Genomic DNA, 18,146 nt, shown 5'->3' with positions numbered 1-18,146 from the left:
GTTCTCCCTCCCTTGTCTTACTGGGCTCAGTTGCCCAAAGCGTTGATCTGATCCAGAACGCCTTCGGGCCATGAGCCAGCGAATTCGCTGTCCAGATACATAGACTGTACCTGATCGCGGAACGCGGCGAGATCGGGTTCGTAGATCTCCATTCCTTGCTCTTTCAGAAAACTGACAAGATCTTCTTCTTTCTGAAGCTGCTTCTGACGGCCTGATTCAGCTGCTGCGTCCGCAGCTTCCTGAACCTTGGCTTGCTGTTCCGGTGTCAGCCCGTCCCAAACCTCTTTGCCGATGGCGATATAGTTCAAGTCGACCAAGTGCGATGTCAGGATGATCTGATTGGTCACTTCGTAAAACTTGGCATCAACCACGGTCGGCAATGGGTTGTCCTGACCGTCAACGGCACCGGTCGACAGAGCTGTGTAAACCTCTGAGAACGCCATTGGTGTCGGGGCGGCACCCAGCGCTTTGCCAAGGAATTGCCACGCATCTGTGCCCGGCATCCGCAGGTTCACACCCTCCAGATCAGCCGGGGTGCTGACAGTCAGTTCCTCCTTTGGTTGGCGCAGGTTCACCTGACGACGGCCCAGATACATGACCGACAGCAGTTTGACGCCCAGTTCTTCTTCGGCCTTTTGCTTAAAGGCATCCATCAAGGGATCGTTGAAGACAGCCACCTGATGCGCGGCGTCCTGGTGGACATAGCCTGCGGTAAAGATCGAAAACTCGGGGAAGAACTGTGCCAGTTCCTGCGCCGAGGTAATCGACATTTCCAGGTTACCCCGGCTGATGGCGTCCAACTCGGTGCCTTGGGCGAAGATTGTGCCGTTATAGCTGGGCTCATACGTCGCAAATTCAGCGACCATGGGTGCGAAAACCTCGGCCATAGCGACCGAGCGCTGGTCGGTCTCCGATCCTGATGTTGCGAGCCGCAGTTGCACTTTGTCTTCCGCCAGCGCACCACTTGTTGCGCTGAACAGAACACCGGTTGCGACCAAGGCTGATACAGCAGCCCGGCGAGTAAGTTTGGTAATCACTTTGCTCCTCCCTGAGACATCATGATGCTTCTTTTTTGCGATTCAGAGTTTTGACCTATTTTGGACATTTTGCAAGATTTTTTACAAAATATCTGATATTTTGCGTTACCTGCAATTTCTGTTGCTGCGTTTCCAGAAGTGTTCCTATCCTGACAGTCTCGCCTGTTCTGCAGGAATTCTGAATAGCTTCAATAACTTGAAGCGTTCTGAAACCCTCCCATCCAGACACAATCGGTTCTGCTTCGTGCCGAGCTACTTCAACAAAGTGCCTGAGCTGATTGACCAAGGGGTCAGACGCACCCTTCTTCAGCGCGGTCGATGAAATAGGTGTCCACCAGTCCCTTTGTTCACTCTGATAACTCCACAATCGAAGATCGGGAACGGACAACGAACCATGAGAGCCACCTATCATGTAGCTACTCTCAGTGGTCGAAGGATAAATTGGATATTCCTGAGACGTCATCTCCCAGCTCCATGGAGCAACGATGCTGTCGGACACACTTATGGTTCCTATCGCCCCGCTTTCGAACGTCAACAGAGCACCAGCAACATCTTCGTTGTCGTAACCCCGCTGCGAAGCAGCCGACTGAGCCTGTACGGTCATAACTTCTCCGGCCAGGTACCGCAGCAGATCAACATCGTGGACAAGATTGACCGAGATGGGCCCTGCACCGGGTTTCTTTCTCCAGGGCGCAGCATCAAAATACTCGTCTGGCTTATAAAACCAGCAATTCGCATGGACAGCACGCACATCTCCAATCCTCCCATCGACAATGGCTTCCTTAGCCGACCGGATCAGAGGATTGTGTCGACGATGATGTCCGACCATCAGTGGCACATTGGCCTTCTCCGCTGCTTGAACAAGCTCAAGTGCAGCGGTGGCTTCCACGGCGATCGGTTTTTCGACAAGAAGGGGACAACCATGTCGAACACACGTGAGGCCTTGTTCGACATGAAGCGTGGTCGGGGTCGCAAGAACAGCTCCGTCCGGCGTCTGATTTGCAAACATTTCCTCGAGGGTCGCGTAACATGCGACCCCGTGCTCAACGGCGTAGGCACGACCTTCATCGCTGGGGTCGACCACCGCGACGAGATCAACATGGCGCAACGCTCGTATAGCGTCTGCGTGGCGGCGCCCAACAAGACCAATGCCGACAATGGCAATGCGAAAATTCTTAGACACTTTGCTTCCTTCCGGAGGGTCCGGAAAATCCCGAATCCGATGATTGCGATCGGGCCGCTTTGCCCAACTTGGCCACGATCGTATTGGGGTTTTCGCGATTCCGCAATAATGTATGGTATTTTTATTTTTACCATACATCAGTTTGGATTGCTGATGTCTCTGAAAAATGCTAATTGAACGAGGAAACTGATAATATCGGGTGAAACGCATGGCGAAACAGCCGTCTACGATAGGTGCAAGCACCTATCAGCGCATCAAGCGGGACATCATCTTCGGGGAGCTGCAGCCCGGCTCCAAACTGAAGCTGGACGCCTTGAAGGAACGCTACTCGGCAAGCCTTTCCACACTTCGTGAGACCCTGAACAGGCTCGCCAGCGACGGATTTGTCGAAGCTCCTGAGCAACGGGGGTTCCTGGTTACACCGGTCTCCCGTGAAGACCTGATCGAGATATCAGAGCTGCGTGTCCTGTTGGAATGCCACGCGTTGGAGTTATCCATCGAGAATGGTGACACGGATTGGGAGGGGAACCTCGTCGCCGCTCATCATAAGCTGCATTTGATGGAGCAACGGCTTCTCAAAGGAGATGACTCTGAGAAAGAAACCTGGAAGAGGTACGACTCGGAGTTTCATCAAGCGATGATAGCAGCCTGCAACTCCAAGAATCTTCTATCCCTTCACTCAATCATCTATGACAAATATCTTCGCTACCAGATGCTCGTATTGACCTATCGAGGTGAGGTAGCAGCCAAAGAACACAAACACATGTTCGATGCCGCATTGGCCAGAGACGCGGATATAGCCAAGAAGTTGTTGGAAGATCACATACGAAATGGCCTCGAGCATACCTTGGAGGCTATGTAGGCCATTCCGCCGTGCCGCAATTGCGACGGCCTTCAACGTAGGACAACGCGGTGAAGGCCACATTCTTTTGATCGAATTCGCCAGTCAAGGTACCGCTACGACAATTGACCTTTCAGCTTGCCCCTCGAAGGTTGCGGCACCCGTATTTTACAGAGGGTTAATGTGTGGGGTTTGTGTCCAAGACGGACCTCCGCTACCACTAAAATCAATCACTTGCATCAAGGTTGAGCCAGCCCGTCGCTCCGGACCATGATTTCAGGGGGCAAATTGCGTCACAAAATTGCGCCGGAATCCGTCAACTCGGGCGAACGGCCGTGATGCGCGCCCCTACAGATCAAGCTTCTGACACCCCCAACGGTATCCGATCCGAACGACCAAAACTCACTGCTGAGCGAAAACACGCCGCGCTTGTAGCAGCATTCCGCCACGTCAACCACGGCTCTCTTTTTGAAACTCATGAGATGCTTTAAGTCGAGCGGGGCATTTGGGCAGGGCAGAAAAATGAAACTCAGCGCATTAGAAGTTTTTTGTATTGTACTCGCAAGCGTCGTGGCCGGCGCTGGATTTGTTGGAGCAGCGAGCGCATTGATTTCGGGTATTTGAAACACCTGAACAGCACGCTTTCCCTGAATTGAGGAAAGTCAGACCGCCCAATTGCGCACGAAGCGTATTGGCGGGGACCGTCCGCTCTTGCGGCCGCGCGGCTGGCTGGGCACTGCTGTGACAGCGAAAGAACGTTTGGCTTATCGCGACACGTTTCGATGAACAGCAGAGAGCTATCCGGGATCCACGAACGCCGCGCCCCGAAGCCCTTTGACAAATCGCGCAGTCGCTTTTGCAACTCCCGGCTGGATTTTTTTGCGAAATTTGGCATTCTGTAGCCCCATGCGATCATTGAGAGTCTCTCGTGCTGCCATCCGAACGTCATGCAATCATTCTCGAAGAAGTGTCGCGCCAGCCTGCGGTTTCTATTCGTTCTCTGACTGAACGTCTTGGCGTATCACGGGAAACCGTGCGCAAGGATATCGAGCAGTTGGCCCAGGAAAACAAGCTCAACCAGGTGCGTGGCGGGGCAACCAGAGTGCGCAGGCATGAGCCTCCTATGACAGACCGCACCCAAACCAACCGTGCGGGCAAGGAGCGTATTGGAGCCTATGTCGCCAGCGCGATCCCGGACGGGGCCAGCGTGATCATTGACAATGGGTCGACGACGCTTGCCGCAGCTCAGGCTCTGGCGGCCACCCGCCGTGAATTAACGATATACACGAATGACTTAACAATTGCCTCGGTTCTGACACCGGCAGCGGCAGAGATCACATTGCTGGGCGGACGGCTGGATTTTTCCGAGAATGCAACAATGGGTCTGGATACGCTGGAACACCTTTCCAGATACAACGCGGAATACGCGCTGGTCGGGGTTGGCGGGATCAGCGCGCGGGCCTTGCTCACCTATTTCTCGCTGGAAGGCGCCAACTTGCGCCACATGATGATGGAACGGGCACAGCACCCTTTCCTTTTGGCGGACAGCAGCAAGTTCGGGGTGGTTGGGCAGATCGCCATGAAAGCTTTGCCCTTTGACGTGACCCTTGTTGTTGACGGTGAACTGCCCAAGGACATTTCCGAAGCGCTGGAAACCCACCCAATGGATATTGTGCGGGCATAACGCAAATAAAAGAAAATATTTGCCAAGTTTTGCAAACTAGCGATAAGGTGTGTGCAGATCCGATTCCTTCTGCACGGAGCAAGGCAATGGCCAGCACCCAACTTCCGCACAGCGCGCAAACTGTCATTGTGGGGGGCGGCATTGTTGGCTGCTCGGTCGCGTATCACCTGACGAAGATGGGGCATCGTGATGTGGTGCTGTTGGAACAGGGACAGCTGAGCTGCGGCACTACCTGGCACGCGGCGGGTCTGGTTGGTCAGTTGCGCAGTCAGCCTGCGATGACCAATCTGATCCGCTATTCGACCGAACTGTATTCTCAGCTTGAGGCCGAGACCGGGCTGGCCACAGGCTGGATGGAATGCGGTTCCGTTACCGTGGCACGCACGGAGGACCGTATGACAATGCTGCTGCGCACGGCGGCCGCAGCCCGCGCGCAGGGGGTCGAGGTACAGGTCATCACCCCGCAGGAGGCGCAGGATAAATGGCCTGTGATGCAGGTGGGTGACGTCAAGGGTGGGCTGTGGATGCCCGGCGACGGCAAGGCCAACCCGACCGATCTGACACAATCTCTGGCCAAGGGCGCGCGCATGGGCGGCGCCAAAGTCATAGAAGGTATCGAGGTTACCGATATTCTGACCAAAGACGGGGCAGTCAGCGGTGTCGTGACCGACCATGGTACCATCAAAGCCGAGATTGTGGTGAACTGCGGCGGTCAGTGGGCGCGCCAACTGGGCAAAATGTGCGGCGTCAACGTACCGCTGCATTCGGCCGAGCATATGTACATCGTGACCGAACAGATCAAAGGCGTGAAGCCTGGCCTGCCTGTGCTGCGCGACCCGGACGGCTATATCTATTTCAAAGAGGAAACCGGCGGCCTGGTGATGGGCGGGTTCGAGCCAGAAGCCAAGCCATGGGCAATGGACGGCATCCCCGACAAGTTCTTCTTCCAGCTACTGCCGGATGACTGGGACCAGTTTGAAATCCTGCTGGAAAATGCGCTGATCCGGGTTCCGCAGATGGCCGACGCCGGTGTGCGCAAATTCTACAACGGGCCTGAAAGCTTCACCCCCGACAACAACTACCTTCTGGGCGAGGCACCCGAACTGAAGAACTTCTTTGTGGGGGCCGGGTTCAACTCGATGGGAATTGCCAGCGCCGGTGGGGCGGGGCGTGCTTTGGCTGAATGGATTGTCGAGGGGGCTCCGACTTCGGATTTGTTTGCTGTCGATATCCGGCGGTTCGCAAACTTCAACAACAACCCGACGTGGCTGCACGATCGGGTCACGGAAACGCTGGGGCTTCACTATGCCATGCCCTGGCCCAATCGCGAACTGGACACCGCGCGCCCGTTCCGCCGCTCGGCCCTTTACGACCGCCTGGCGGCAAAAAATGCTGTGTTCGGATCAAAGATGGGCTGGGAGCGGGTGAATTTCTTTGCGGCGGAAGGCGAAGCACCCCAGATTCAATACAGTTTTGGCCGCCAGAACTGGCATGACGCAGTTGCGGCCGAGCATAGGAACACCCGCGAGGGCGTGTCGATCTTCGATCAAAGCTCGTTCGCGAAGCTGCTGGTTCAGGGCCGGGATGCCTGTGCACAGTTGAACCGCATTTGCGCGGCAAATGTCGACGTCCCGGTGGGATGCACGGTCTACACAGGTCTGCTGAACGAACGCGGCGGGTACGAATCCGACCTGACAGTGCTGCGCCTGAAAGCGCAGGAGTTCCTTCTGATCACCGGCTCGGCCCAGGCGGTGCATGACGCGGACTGGATTCGCAAGAATTTCGACGCGGATGCCCACGTGTTCCTGACCGATGTCACGGCCGCATGGTCGGTTCTGGCGGTCATGGGGCCGAAGGCCCGCGCGGTTCTGAACAAACTGACCAAGGCCGATCTGTCCAACGCGGCCTTCCCGTTTGCCACCCATCAGGAAATCGATCTAGGCTATGCCACGGTTCTGGCCAACCGCATGACCTATGTGGGTGAATTGGGATGGGAACTGGTGGTGCCGGTCGAATTCACCGTTGGCGTATACGAGGATCTGATGCGCGCCGGGGCCGAGTTCGGCATCCGCGATGCGGGATACTACGCGCTGGAAGGGCTGCGCCTGGAAAAGGGTTTCCGCGCCTGGAGCCGAGAGTTGACGCCCGATATCACACCGTTGCAGGCAGGGTTGAGTTTTGCGGTCGATTTCGAAAAGCCCGGCGGCTTTATCGGGAAAGACGCTCTGCTGGCGGCAAAAGAGGACCCCGATCACCTGAAAACACGCATCGTGCAACTGGTGCTTGATGATGGCTCGGCACAACTGTGGGGTGGTGAGGCCGTGTTGTATGACGGCGTCGAAATCGGCGAGGTCCGCTCGGCCGCTTATGGCCATACGCTGGGCGCGGCCGTTGCACTTTGCCGGTTGGACGCGCCCCGGCCGGTAACGGCCGACTTTATCCGCGACGGGACCTTTGAAATCGACCTTGCCGGAACCCGGTTGTCGGCAACAGCCTATATGCGAGCCCCGTACGATACCAAAAGCGAGCGGCCGAAGGTGGACGGCTAATCTTGGATGACAACCTGCTGAAATGGACCTGGATGAAACACCGTTCGGTTATCGGGTCCGAAGCGAACCAAACCTCCAAATTCGGTTTTCTGCGTTGCGATAGTTTGCCATTGGACCAGCTTGTCCTTGACGAACAGACCTCCGGTTCGGTTCTGTCGGTCGCGTGCCACGCACTTGCGCCGGCAAACCAAACGCGCGCGCGTATCAGCGCATTGAGGTCGGAGTTCTGATGCACGCCAACAAACCAAACCATTCCTTCGGCTCGCAATGACGACCTCGGCGCTTCTTATCGTTTTGACCGCTGCCTTTTTGCATGCGCTCTGGAATGCGGTTGTCAAAGGGGCGCTCGACAAAGCAATCGTTTTGGGGCTGGTATCACTTGGCCACGCAATCCCTGCGCTGTTTGCGTTGCCGTTCTTCGGGTTACCGGTTTGGGCGGCTTTTCCCTTTATCGTTGGTTCGACCCTGATCCACTGGGGGTATTACTGGTTTCTGAACACCGCATATAAACATGGCGACCTGTCGATGGTTTACCCCATCTCGCGCGGGATCACGCCTGTTCTGGTCGCGCTTGGCGCAATTTTGTTTGCGGGAGAGCTTCTTTCGACGGTCGCATGGATCGGCATACTCTGCATCTCGGCAGGTATAGGGTGCCTGTCACTTGCTGGGTTGGGCAGACAAACGAACTGGATCGCCATAGCGGCAGCCCTTGGCACGGGCCTGATGATTGCGTCCTATTCGATTGTGGATGGTATCGGCATTCGGCTGTCCGAGAACGCATTGGGATACATCGCGGCCTTGTTCGTCGCCGAAATTATTGTTGCTGGGTTCATCTTCACGACCCGATGGCAGCGCCTTGTGGCACTGCCCAGTCGCTTTGTCTGGGCAGGTCTGGCGGGCGGCGTCATTTCCGGCCTGGCCTACGGACTGGTGCTGTATGCCAAGACGATTGCGCCCTTGGGTGTGGTGTCGGCACTCAGAGAAAGTTCCGTGATCTTTGCGTCGATTATTGGCGTCATGTGGTTTGGCGAAGGGCCCAAATCCAACAGGCTTCTTGCGGCGACAATCGTGGCGCTTGGCATTTTGGTTTTGGCAATGGCGAGATAACGAAATCTGAGGGCAGATTTCGGACGCGGAACCCGGAAACACGCATGAAAGAAGTACTGATCTTCATCATAGATCCGGCTGGATGTCGGACCGCCGCAGGAACAATACCGATCCCGCCTGCGTTCAGGCTCTGGTCCGCGCCGGGGGCGACAATACTGGACGGCACCAAAAGTATGCAAAATAAGCGGCTTCAAACGGTTAGCCCCTGCCGCTCCGTTGCCGGAATTGATCGCAACCGTCGGCAATCCATAGCTGCTTTTCCATAGGGTGCACTTATGATGTTGAAGATATAATCGATTTTTCTTGAAGTTTTTATCTGTCAAACTGTTGATACAAATCTGAATAGAACGCTGCGCAAGAATGGCGAACCCGTCAAGAAATCACCAACAGAGGATAACAATGAAACACACGACATCATTTCTTGCCGCTCTGGCCGTCAGCGCAATGACCGCGACGGTTGCGGCATCGGAAACAGAATTGACAGTGTACACCGCCGTCGAGGCGGAAGATCTGGCCCGCTATGCCGAGACGTTCAACCAAAGCAATCCTGACATCAAGATCAACTGGGTTCGCGACTCGACCGGGATCATCACCGCCAAACTGCTGGCAGAGCGGGACAACCCCCAGGCAGACGTCGTATGGGGGCTGGCGGCTACGTCGCTGCTACTGCTCAAATCGGAAGGCATGCTGGAACCCTACGCGCCCGCCGGCGTCGAGAACCTGGATCCCAAGTTTGTCGATGGCGACAATCCACCCGCATGGGTTGGCATGGATGCCTGGGTTGCATCCGTCTGCTACAACACGGTCGAGGCCGAAAAGGCCGGGCTGAAGCCACCCACCTCGTGGAAAGACCTCACTGACCCGATGTACAAGGATCAGGTTATCATGCCGAACCCGAACTCGTCCGGCACCGGGTTCCTTGACGTTTCAAGCTGGCTGCAAATGTTCGGTGAAGAAGGCGGCTGGGAGTACATGGACGCGCTGCACGAAAATATTGCGCGCTATACGCATTCAGGGTCCAAACCCTGCAAGCTGGCGGCAGCGGGCGAAATCCCGATCGGTATCTCGTTTGCCTTCCGCGGTGCCAAGTCCAAGGCGGATGGCGCACCGCTTGAGATTATCGTCCCGTCCGAAGGCGTAGGCTGGGACATGGAAGCCACCGCAATTGTCGCCGGAACGGCAAATCTGGAAGCCGCTCAGAAACTGGTTGATTTCACAGTCACCAAGGAAGCCAACGAAATGTACAACACCGGCTATGCGGTTGTGGCCTATCCCGGCGTCGCAAAACCGGTTGAGCACTTCCCAGACGGTCTTCTGGATGCCATGATTGACAATGATTTTGAGTTTGCCGCGAATAACCGTGCGGCAATCCTGAAGGAATGGCAGTCTCGCTATGACGGAAAGTCGGAAGCGAAATAAAAACGATAGCAGGAGGGGTGCTTTTGCCTCTCCTGCGCGCCCTTCTTTTTTTCCCAAAAACGTGACCTGCGCACCTGGCAATGCCCGGCCCGGATCAGCCATGCCCGAGGTGCAGATGTGAGGACCTCTCCCGTGCTTCAGAAAACACCTCCCGGTGAACTGTATCTCAGCATCCAGAATTTGTGGAAGGCGTTCGGCAGCTTTCTCGCTCTCAAGGATATTTCGCTGGAAATCAACGATGGTGAATTCGTTTGTTTTCTGGGCCCGTCGGGTTGCGGGAAAACGACCCTGCTCCGCGCTATCGCCGGTCTGGATTTGCAGACCAAGGGGACGGTCATGCAGGACGGCAAGGACGTGTCCAACCTGCCCCCGTCCGAGCGAGACTTCGGGATCGTGTTTCAGTCCTATGCGCTGTTTCCGAACCTCACGATTGAAAAGAACATTGCCTTTGGTCTGGAAAACTCGGGCCACAGCAAATCTGAAATCGCTGTACGTGTGAATGAGTTGCTTAATCTCGTCGGCCTGCCGGATCAGGGCAAAAAATATCCGGCACAGTTGTCGGGTGGGCAGCAGCAAAGGATTGCCCTGGCCCGCGCCATCGCAACCAAGCCCGGTCTGCTGCTTCTGGACGAACCCCTTTCGGCGCTTGATGCAAAAGTACGCGTCCATTTGCGGCATGAAATCAAAGAGTTGCAACGCAAGCTGGGCGTGACCACCGTGATGGTGACGCATGACCAGGAAGAGGCGCTGGCCATGGCGGACCGGATCGTGGTCATGAACCATGGCGTGATTGAACAGGTGGGATCGCCCACCGAGATATACCGCCATCCAAGGAACTTGTTTGTCGCCGACTTCATTGGCGAGATGAACCAGCTGTCGGCAGTTGCCGGTGACCCTCAGACGATAGAACTGGGCGGGTCCGTGCTGAAATGCACGCTGCATTCGCATCAGAAAGGAAGCCGCGTCATAGCTGCTGTCCGACCTGATGATGTCATTCCACATGGAGAAGGTGCGCGGTCTCCGGGTGCGCCGGATACAATTACCACCCCGGAAAACGCCTTCGAAGTACTGATCACCGAGATGGAGTTCCTTGGTTCGTTCTGGCGGTGCCGCCTGAGCAATGAGCGGTTCGGCACTTCGGAGCTGATCGCGGATTTCTCGATCAATGCCGTACGCCGCCTTGAGCTGGCAGAAGGGCGGACGATGATGATCGAGCTTCCCGAAGACCGCCTGATGGCCTTTGACGTACCGGAGACCGGGGCATGAGTACCGCTTCTACCAACAGTAACACTTTGCCCCCCGGCCCAATCATCAAACCCAAGCTCAGCCGCGACGACATCCTGATGCGCGGAAGCATGATGGTCATCGTGCTGTATCTGATCGTGACGCTGGCGCTGCCGCTTTACACGATGCTCTCAAAGTCGTTTTCCACCTATCGGGTGGAACTGTCCCAATACGAGTTTCAGGTCAGCGATGACGCAGGGAGTTTTGATGGAACGATCCTGTCGGGCGATGCGCTGAACCGCGGAACCGGAGCATTTGCCGACACCGATCTTGTGACGGGTTCGGACGGGCGCTTGCCTGTTACAGGTTTCTTCCCGGATTTCAGTTTCCGCAGCCCGGTCATGTATCAGATCCGGAACACGACGGATACCGGTCGGTTCCTGGTCGGATCAACTTTGCAGGAAGGAACCGATTGGGTCGAGCTGGATTCCAATACCTTTCGGCGGGTTCAACTTCGGCCCGTCCAGTCCAGGGGATTGGATAACTTTGTAAACTACTTCTCCACGCCCGCGCTGTTCAATTCGATCAAGAATTCGCTTTGGATTTCGGTTGTCAGCACGATCGTCACCGTGACGCTGGCCTTCTGGTTTGCCTACGCGCTCAACCGCAGCTGCATGCGGTTCAAAGGTGTCTTTCGCCTGATCGCAATGGCGCCAATTCTCGTTCCGTCGCTGCTGCCGGGTATCGCCTTGGTATACCTGTTTGGTAATCAAGGCATGATCAAAGAACTGCTGTTCGGCGCCAGCATCTATGGTCCGATCGGCATTGTGATAGGCTCGGTCTTCTTCACCTTTCCGCATGCCTTCCTGATCATCTCAACGGCGCTGGCGATTTCGGATGCACGGCTTTACGAGGCTGCGGCAAGCCTGCGATCGACGCCGTGGCGCACGTTCTGGACGGTCACTGTTCCGGGCGCCAGGTACGGCCTGATCTCTGCAGCCTTTGTTGTGTTCAATCTGGTAATCACCGATTTTGGCCTGCCCAAAGTCATCGGCGGGCAGTTCAACGTGCTTGCGGTGGATATCTACAAGCAGGTGATCGGCCAGCAGAACTTTGAGATGGGCGCGGTCGTGTCCGTGGTTCTGGTGATCCCGGCGATCCTGGCTTTTGCGATCGACCGCATGGTCCAGTCCAAACAGGTGGCGCTGCTGTCGGCCCGGTCGGTGCCGTATCAGCCAACTCCGAACCCGAAAGCTGATCGCCTGTTTCTGGCCTATTGCAGCGCGGTCGGCCTGTTCATCGTTGGCCTTCTGGCAGTGTGCCAGTTCGCTGCCCTGATCAAGTTCTGGCCCTATGATCTGAGCCTGAGCCTGAGGAACTATCAGTTCGACAAGATGGATGGCGGCGGCTGGGGGTCTTATTTCAATTCGATCCGGCTGGCCCTGCTGACTGCAATTATCGGCACGGCGGTTGTGTTCTTCGGGGCCTACCTGGTTGAGAAGTCACAAGGGTTCCGCACCGGCAGATCGATCTTTCAGATGTTCGCGATGTTGCCGATGGCCATTCCGGGCATGGTACTGGGGCTGTCCTACATCTTTTTCTTCAACAACCCGTCAAACCCGCTGAACGGCATCTACGGCACAATGGCGATTTTGGTGATCTGTACGGTGACGCACTTCTACACCGTATCGCACCTGACGGCGGTGACGGCCCTGAAGCAAATGGACCGCGAGTTCGAATCCGTGTCAGCGTCGCTCAAGCAACCGACGATGAAGCTGTTTGCACGGGTGACGGTTCCGGTCTGCCTGCCAGCGGTTCTGGACATATCCATCTATCTGTTCGTCAACGCGATGACTACCGTGTCGGCTGTGGTGTTTCTGTACTCACCCAAGACCACGCTCGCCTCAATCGCTGTCCTGAATATGGATGATGCCGGAGACATCGCACCGGCGGCGGCAATGGGGATGATGATCTTCTATACAAATGCCGCGGCCCGGATCATTCATCAGATTGCATCCAAGGGCATTCTGAAACGCACTCAAGCCTGGCGAAGTCGCTAGCGGCCATTTTGACTCCCTGCCCCGCCGATCAGCTATTGGCGGGGTTTTCTTTCAAAGTCCGCTGCACGAACTCCATGAAAGCGCGGATGATCTTCACCTCGCGGCGTTGCGAAAGCGAAATGATGCTCTCGCCCATTTGCAGGTTGATCCCCTGCAACTTGATCTGCCGCAGCCGGTCATCGTGCCCGTATTCCGCCTGCGAAACAAAACCGATGCCGGCGCCGGAGGCCACAAGTTCCCGAATTGCTTCACGCCCTTCGGCAACGATCGCCGGTTTAAGCATGATCCCGTGCTTTTTGGCCTCATCTTCCAGTTTCTGGCGCGTTTTTGACCCGGTCTCGCGAAAGATAAGCGGCAGCTTTGACAACTCTTCCAGGGACAGGGTCGGTTTGGACGCCAAAAGCAAACCCTGGGCCGCAAAGGCGACGATCTCTGTGGATCCAAGGCTCAGAATTTCCATGTCCTTGCCCGGAGACAGGCTGCCGACAACGCCGATCTCCGCATTATAGGACCGGAGTTCCTCCAGGATTTCCTCGGTATTGCCCGAGCGCACGGTGATTGTGACGTTCGGATTCTTCTTCTGAAAGGCCCCCAAAAAGGCTGTCAGGTGGTGCGCTGAGTCGGCGATGATACGCAGCTCTCCATCAACCACGGCCTTGGTCTCGGAAAGGTAGTCCTCGATCTGATCTTCGATCTCGAAGTATTGTTTGGTGTATCTGTAAAGCTGCTCTCCTTCACGGGTCAGGGTCACACGTTTCCGTTCGCGCTGGAACAACAACAAATCGTGATCCTGTTCCAGCTTTCGCACCTGCTCGGAAATGGCTGGCTGCGTCAGATACAAGGCTTCTGCTGCACGCGAAAACCCACCGTGTTTAGCCACAAAATGAAAGGCTTTGAGCTGACTGTGCCGCATCGCATATCCCCGTTTCCCAGTACATAGGCTGAGCTTATAATTAGATCGATAATTGCAATTTCACATATAGCAACCGTTGCTGCAATTGTGTTCTTGAAAACGCTTTTCTGGAGCATGGATATGACGCCTTCCAACGCAAAAATCGAACCTCCTCGCCTCGGTGAACCATATCTTCTGACACCCGGTCCTTTGACAACGTCCTATGCTGTAAAAGAAGCCATGTTGAAAGATTGGGGCAGTTGGGATGACGACTTTCGCGCCATGACACGCGAAGTGCGGTCTAGCCTTCTGGCGTTGCTTGGCGAAGGGGCTGACGACTACGATTGCGTCCCCATGCAGGGCAGCGGTTCGTTCTCGGTCGAGGCGATGCTTGCGTCGTTTATTCCACCCAATGGCAAGGCGCTGGTTCTTGCAAATGGCGCCTACGGGCAACGATCTGCGCAGACCCTGGAATATCTGGGCCGCGATCATGTCGTTCTGGACAAAGGGGATTACCTGCCGCCCAGGGGCGAGGAAGTTGCCCGCATTCTTGCCGAGGATCCCGACATCACCCATGTGGTCGCTATTCACTGCGAAACCAGCTCGGGAATTCTGAATCCGGTCGAGGAGATATCCGAAGTCACCTATGCCGCCGGGCGCAAACTTCTGATCGACTCGATGTCGGCGTTTGGCGCGGTGGAACTCAAACCCACCGAAATCCGCTACGAGGCGATGGTGTCGTCGGCCAACAAATGTATCGAAGGCGTGCCCGGTTTCGGCTTCATCGTCGCCCGCAAATCCGAGCTTGAAGCCGCGAAGGGCAACAGCCATTCCTTGTCTCTGGATGTGCACGCGCAGTGGGCGCACATGAACAAGACCGGCCAGTGGCGGTTCACACCGCCAACACATGTGGTTGCCGCTTTTATCGAGGCACTCAGGGCACACGCCGCCGAAGGGGGCGTACCCGGCCGTGGCGGGCGTTACACCCGTAATCGCGATGTCATGGTCGCCGGAATGCGAGAGCTGGGCTTTGAAACGTTGCTGGACAATCGCTGGCTCAGCCCAATTATCGTCACCTTTTTCTGTCCCGCGGACGAAAACTTCGTGTTTGATCAGTTCTATAACCTGATGAAATCCAAGGGCTTCATCATCTACCCGGGCAAACTGACGGTGGTCGACAGCTTCCGCGTCGGATGCATCGGCCAAATGGACGAACACGTCATGCGAATGGTCGTGACCGCCGCAAAGGAATCATTGGAGGAGATGGGCGTGACCAACGCGGCACCTCCCCTCCGGGCACTGCAAGAACGCGCCAAACTGGCTGCCTAACTATCAAGGAACGTGACAAGATGACCATCCAAACCCCCGTTGTAGCAAACGAACGCGTCTATCCAACGCCCAAGGTCCCCGCAGTCGCCATCTGCCTGGATGGGTGCGAGCCTGAATATCTGGAGGTTGCAATTGCCAAGGGCCTGATGCCCAACCTCAAGCGGATGCGCGAAGAAGGCACTGACCGGCTGGCCCATTCCGTGATCCCGTCCTTCACCAACCCCAATAACCTGTCGATCGCCACCGGACGCCCGCCCATCGTGCATGGCATCTGTGGCAACTACTTGATTGACCCGGACAGCGGCGAAGAAGTCATGATGAATGACGTGCGTTTCCTGCGCGCGCCGACGATCTTCTCGCAATTCTACGATGCCGGGTTCCGCGTCGCCATGGTCACCGCCAAGGACAAACTGCGTGCGCTTCTTGGTGCGGGGCTGAAGTTCGACGAAGGCCGTGCAGTCGCCTTTTCCTCGGAACGTTCGGGCGAGACGACCATGGCTGAGCACGGCATCGACAATGCCAGCAAATGGTTGGGCATGGACGTCCCCGAGGTTTACTCGGCCGAACTGTCCGAGTTTGTCTTTGCTGCCGGCGTCAAGCTGTTGAAAGAGTTCAAGCCCGACGTAATGTATCTGTCGACCACTGACTATATTCAGCATAAGTTTGCACCCGAACAGCAAGGCGCGCTGGATTTCTACGCGATGTTCGATCGCTATCTGGGCGAACTGGACGCGTTGGGTGCCGCCATCGTGGTGACCGCCGACCACGGCATGAAGCCAAAGCACTTGCCTGATGGCTCGCCCGCCGTTGTCTATGCGCAGGATCTGATGGACGAATGGCTGGGCAAGGACGCCGCGCGGGTCATCCTGCCGATTACCGATCCTTATGTCGTGCATCACGGCGCATTGGGGTCTTTCGCGACCGCCTATTTGCCCGAAGGCGCGGATCAGGATGACATCATAGCAAAACTCAAAGCGACCGAGGGTATAACCCACGTGCTGACCAAGGCCGAAGCCATCGAGCAGTTCGAGTTGCCGGGCGACCGGATTGGCGACATCGTGATGGTCTCGGGCGAGAACATCTGCATTGGCACGTCCGAGCACCGTCACGATCTGGCGGCCCTGAAGGAACCCCTGCGCAGCCATGGCGGTTTGACCGAGCAAGAAGTTCCGTTCATCGTGAACCGCGTCATCGACCTGCCCAACCAACCGGTTTTGCGTAATTTCGACGCCTTCTTTTACGCAACCACAGCAGCGGCACAGTAAGTCATGAAAGATCAGACCATGTCGAACATCGAAATACGAAACGAAGGAATGCGGATCGGCGGTGAAATTGTCTTCACTGAAGAAACCGTTCCGGTGCACTACCCCTATACCAACGAAGTTGTAGGGTACGTTCCGGCCGGAACCGCCGAACATGCGCGCAAGGCTTTCGAGATTGCGGCAAACTACAAACCAAAGCTCACCCGATATGAACGCAGCCAGATCCTGCAGCGCGCGGGTGAGCTGATCGGAGAAAAGCGCGAATATCTGGCCAAGTGGCTGACGCTTGAACTGGGCATCTGCCACCAGCACGCGATCTACGAAACCAAGCGCGCGCAGGATGTCTATCAGTTCGCTGCCGCCGAGGCATTGAAGGATGATGGCGAGATTTTCTCGTGCGATCTGACCCATAACGGCAAGGCCCGCAAAATCTTCACCATGCGCGAGCCGGTAAAGGCGATCAGCGCGATCACACCGTTCAACCACCCGCTTAACATGGTCAGCCACAAGATCGCGCCGTCGATTGCCACCAACAACTGCATGGTCTGCAAACCGACGGAATTGACCCCGCTGACCGCATTGACCCTGGCGGATATTCTGTACGAGGCGGGCTTGCCGCCCGAGATGTTCCAGGTTGTCACCGGCTGGCCCGCTGACATCGGTGACGAGATGATCACCAACGAGCATATCGACATCATCACCTTCACCGGCGGCGTGCCTGTGGGCAAGATGATTGCCGAAAAGGGCGTCTACAAACGTCAGGCTCTGGAACTTGGCGGCAATGATCCTCTAATCGTCCTCAACGACCTCAGCGATGCTGATCTGGACAAGGCTGCCACGATTGCTGTTGCAGGTGCCACCGGCAATTCCGGCCAGCGCTGTACGGCGGTCAAGCGCATTCTTGTACAAGAGAGCGTCGCGGATAAGTTTGTGCCGCTGGTTCTGGAAAAGGCCAAAAAGATCAAATTCGGCGATCCGCAGGATCCTGAAACCGAACTGGGCTGCGTGATCCACGACAAGGCGGCGGAAGTCTTTGAAAACCGCGTTTATCAGGCCGAGAAAGAAGGCGCGGAAATCCTCTATCATCCGGGCCGTCAGGGCGCGCTTCTGCCGCCGATCGTGGTCGACAAGGTGCCCCATGACAGCGAACTGGTGATGGAGGAAACCTTTGGCCCGATCGTCCCCATTGTGCGTGTGCCCGACAACGACGAAGAGGTGATGGCAATCTCGAACTCGACCGAGTTCGGCCTGTCCTCAGGCGTATGCACCAACGATCTGAACCGCGCCATAGCCTATATAAACGGGCTGAACGTGGGCACATGCAACATCTGGGAACAGCCGGGTTACCGGATCGAAATGTCGCCCTTCGGCGGTATCAAGGACAGCGGAAACGGCGTGAAGGAAGGCGTTATCGAAGCGATGAAGTTCTTTACCAACGTGAAGACTTATTCGCTGCCCTGGCCTGGCTGACGTCCCTGCCCCTTCTGCAAACAGGAGGGGTCCAGGAAATTTCTCCCCGGAACTGGCGGACCCTTCGGGGCCCGCCCCTTTTCCAAAAC

The 18,146-nt window shown here is 56.3% G+C and carries 13 protein-coding genes; 10 read left to right on the top strand and 3 right to left on the bottom strand.

The window, feature by feature from the left end; genetic code table 11:
* Positions 1–26 precede the first annotated feature (26 nt).
* Positions 27–1,037 carry a sialic acid TRAP transporter substrate-binding protein SiaP gene (locus tag ACR0J2_RS09785; RefSeq protein WP_480812447.1) on the bottom strand — a complete coding sequence of 337 codons (1,011 nt, stop codon included), beginning with the start codon at positions 1,035–1,037 and terminating at the stop codon, positions 27–29.
* Between the two features lie 55 nt (positions 1,038–1,092).
* The gene (locus ACR0J2_RS09780) at positions 1,093–2,430 is read right to left on the bottom strand and encodes a Gfo/Idh/MocA family protein (protein WP_480812446.1); all 1,338 of its coding nucleotides are present in this window, start codon (positions 2,428–2,430) and stop codon (positions 1,093–1,095) included.
* Here ACR0J2_RS09780 and ACR0J2_RS09775 point away from each other — a divergent pair.
* The 7 genes from ACR0J2_RS09775 to ACR0J2_RS09745 all read left to right on the top strand — a co-directional run bounded on the left by ACR0J2_RS09775 (position 2,429) and on the right by ACR0J2_RS09745 (position 13,104).
* On the top strand, positions 2,429–3,082 hold the full coding sequence (locus ACR0J2_RS09775) for a GntR family transcriptional regulator (protein WP_480812445.1): 654 nt from the start codon (positions 2,429–2,431) through the stop codon (positions 3,080–3,082). The two genes, ACR0J2_RS09780 and ACR0J2_RS09775, sit on opposite strands and share 2 nt — an antisense overlap.
* Before the next feature lie 907 nt (positions 3,083–3,989).
* Entirely contained in the window at positions 3,990–4,745 is a 756-nt protein-coding gene (locus ACR0J2_RS09770; protein WP_480812444.1) for a DeoR/GlpR family DNA-binding transcription regulator, read from the top strand.
* 86 nt (positions 4,746–4,831) lie between these two features.
* Positions 4,832–7,294, top strand: coding sequence for a GcvT family protein (locus tag ACR0J2_RS09765; protein ID WP_480812443.1), 2,463 nt, complete (start codon positions 4,832–4,834; stop codon positions 7,292–7,294).
* A gap of 267 nt (positions 7,295–7,561) precedes the next feature.
* The gene (locus tag ACR0J2_RS09760; RefSeq protein ID WP_480812442.1) at positions 7,562–8,401 is read left to right on the top strand and encodes an EamA family transporter; all 840 of its coding nucleotides are present in this window, start codon (positions 7,562–7,564) and stop codon (positions 8,399–8,401) included.
* Positions 8,402–8,800: 399 nt separating this feature from the next.
* Positions 8,801–9,820, top strand: coding sequence for a putative 2-aminoethylphosphonate ABC transporter substrate-binding protein (locus tag ACR0J2_RS09755; RefSeq protein ID WP_170825226.1), 1,020 nt, complete (start codon positions 8,801–8,803; stop codon positions 9,818–9,820).
* 132 nt (positions 9,821–9,952) lie between these two features.
* Positions 9,953–11,086 carry a putative 2-aminoethylphosphonate ABC transporter ATP-binding protein gene (locus ACR0J2_RS09750; protein ID WP_480812441.1) on the top strand — a complete coding sequence of 378 codons (1,134 nt, stop codon included), beginning with the start codon at positions 9,953–9,955 and terminating at the stop codon, positions 11,084–11,086.
* On the top strand, positions 11,083–13,104 hold the full coding sequence (locus tag ACR0J2_RS09745; RefSeq protein ID WP_480812440.1) for a putative 2-aminoethylphosphonate ABC transporter permease subunit: 2,022 nt from the start codon (positions 11,083–11,085) through the stop codon (positions 13,102–13,104). Before ACR0J2_RS09750 ends, ACR0J2_RS09745 begins: the two co-directional genes overlap by 4 nt.
* A gap of 28 nt (positions 13,105–13,132) precedes the next feature.
* Here ACR0J2_RS09745 and ACR0J2_RS09740 read toward each other — a convergent pair whose 3' ends face one another.
* Positions 13,133–14,017: a LysR substrate-binding domain-containing protein gene (locus tag ACR0J2_RS09740; RefSeq protein WP_480812439.1), complete on the bottom strand. Its 885-nt coding sequence runs from the start codon at positions 14,015–14,017 to the stop codon at positions 13,133–13,135.
* A 114-nt stretch (positions 14,018–14,131) separates the two neighbouring features.
* On the opposite strand from ACR0J2_RS09740, the gene ACR0J2_RS09735 reads away from it, so the two are divergent.
* Genes ACR0J2_RS09735 through phnY form a run of 3 tightly spaced genes read left to right on the top strand, consistent with a single transcriptional unit; the run spans position 14,132 to position 18,057 of the window.
* The gene (locus ACR0J2_RS09735) at positions 14,132–15,325 is read left to right on the top strand and encodes a 2-aminoethylphosphonate--pyruvate transaminase (protein ID WP_480812438.1); all 1,194 of its coding nucleotides are present in this window, start codon (positions 14,132–14,134) and stop codon (positions 15,323–15,325) included.
* Positions 15,326–15,345: 20 nt separating this feature from the next.
* Complete coding sequence (gene phnA, locus ACR0J2_RS09730) at positions 15,346–16,590, top strand: phosphonoacetate hydrolase (RefSeq protein ID WP_480812437.1); 1,245 nt, start codon at positions 15,346–15,348, stop codon at positions 16,588–16,590.
* 3 nt (positions 16,591–16,593) lie between these two features.
* Entirely contained in the window at positions 16,594–18,057 is a 1,464-nt protein-coding gene (gene phnY, locus ACR0J2_RS09725; protein WP_480812436.1) for a phosphonoacetaldehyde dehydrogenase, read from the top strand.
* The last annotated feature ends 89 nt before the right edge of the window (positions 18,058–18,146 follow it).

It is taken from the genome of Ruegeria sp. CG4 (assembly GCF_056537185.1).
This window is presented reverse-complemented; position numbering and strand designations above follow the sequence as displayed.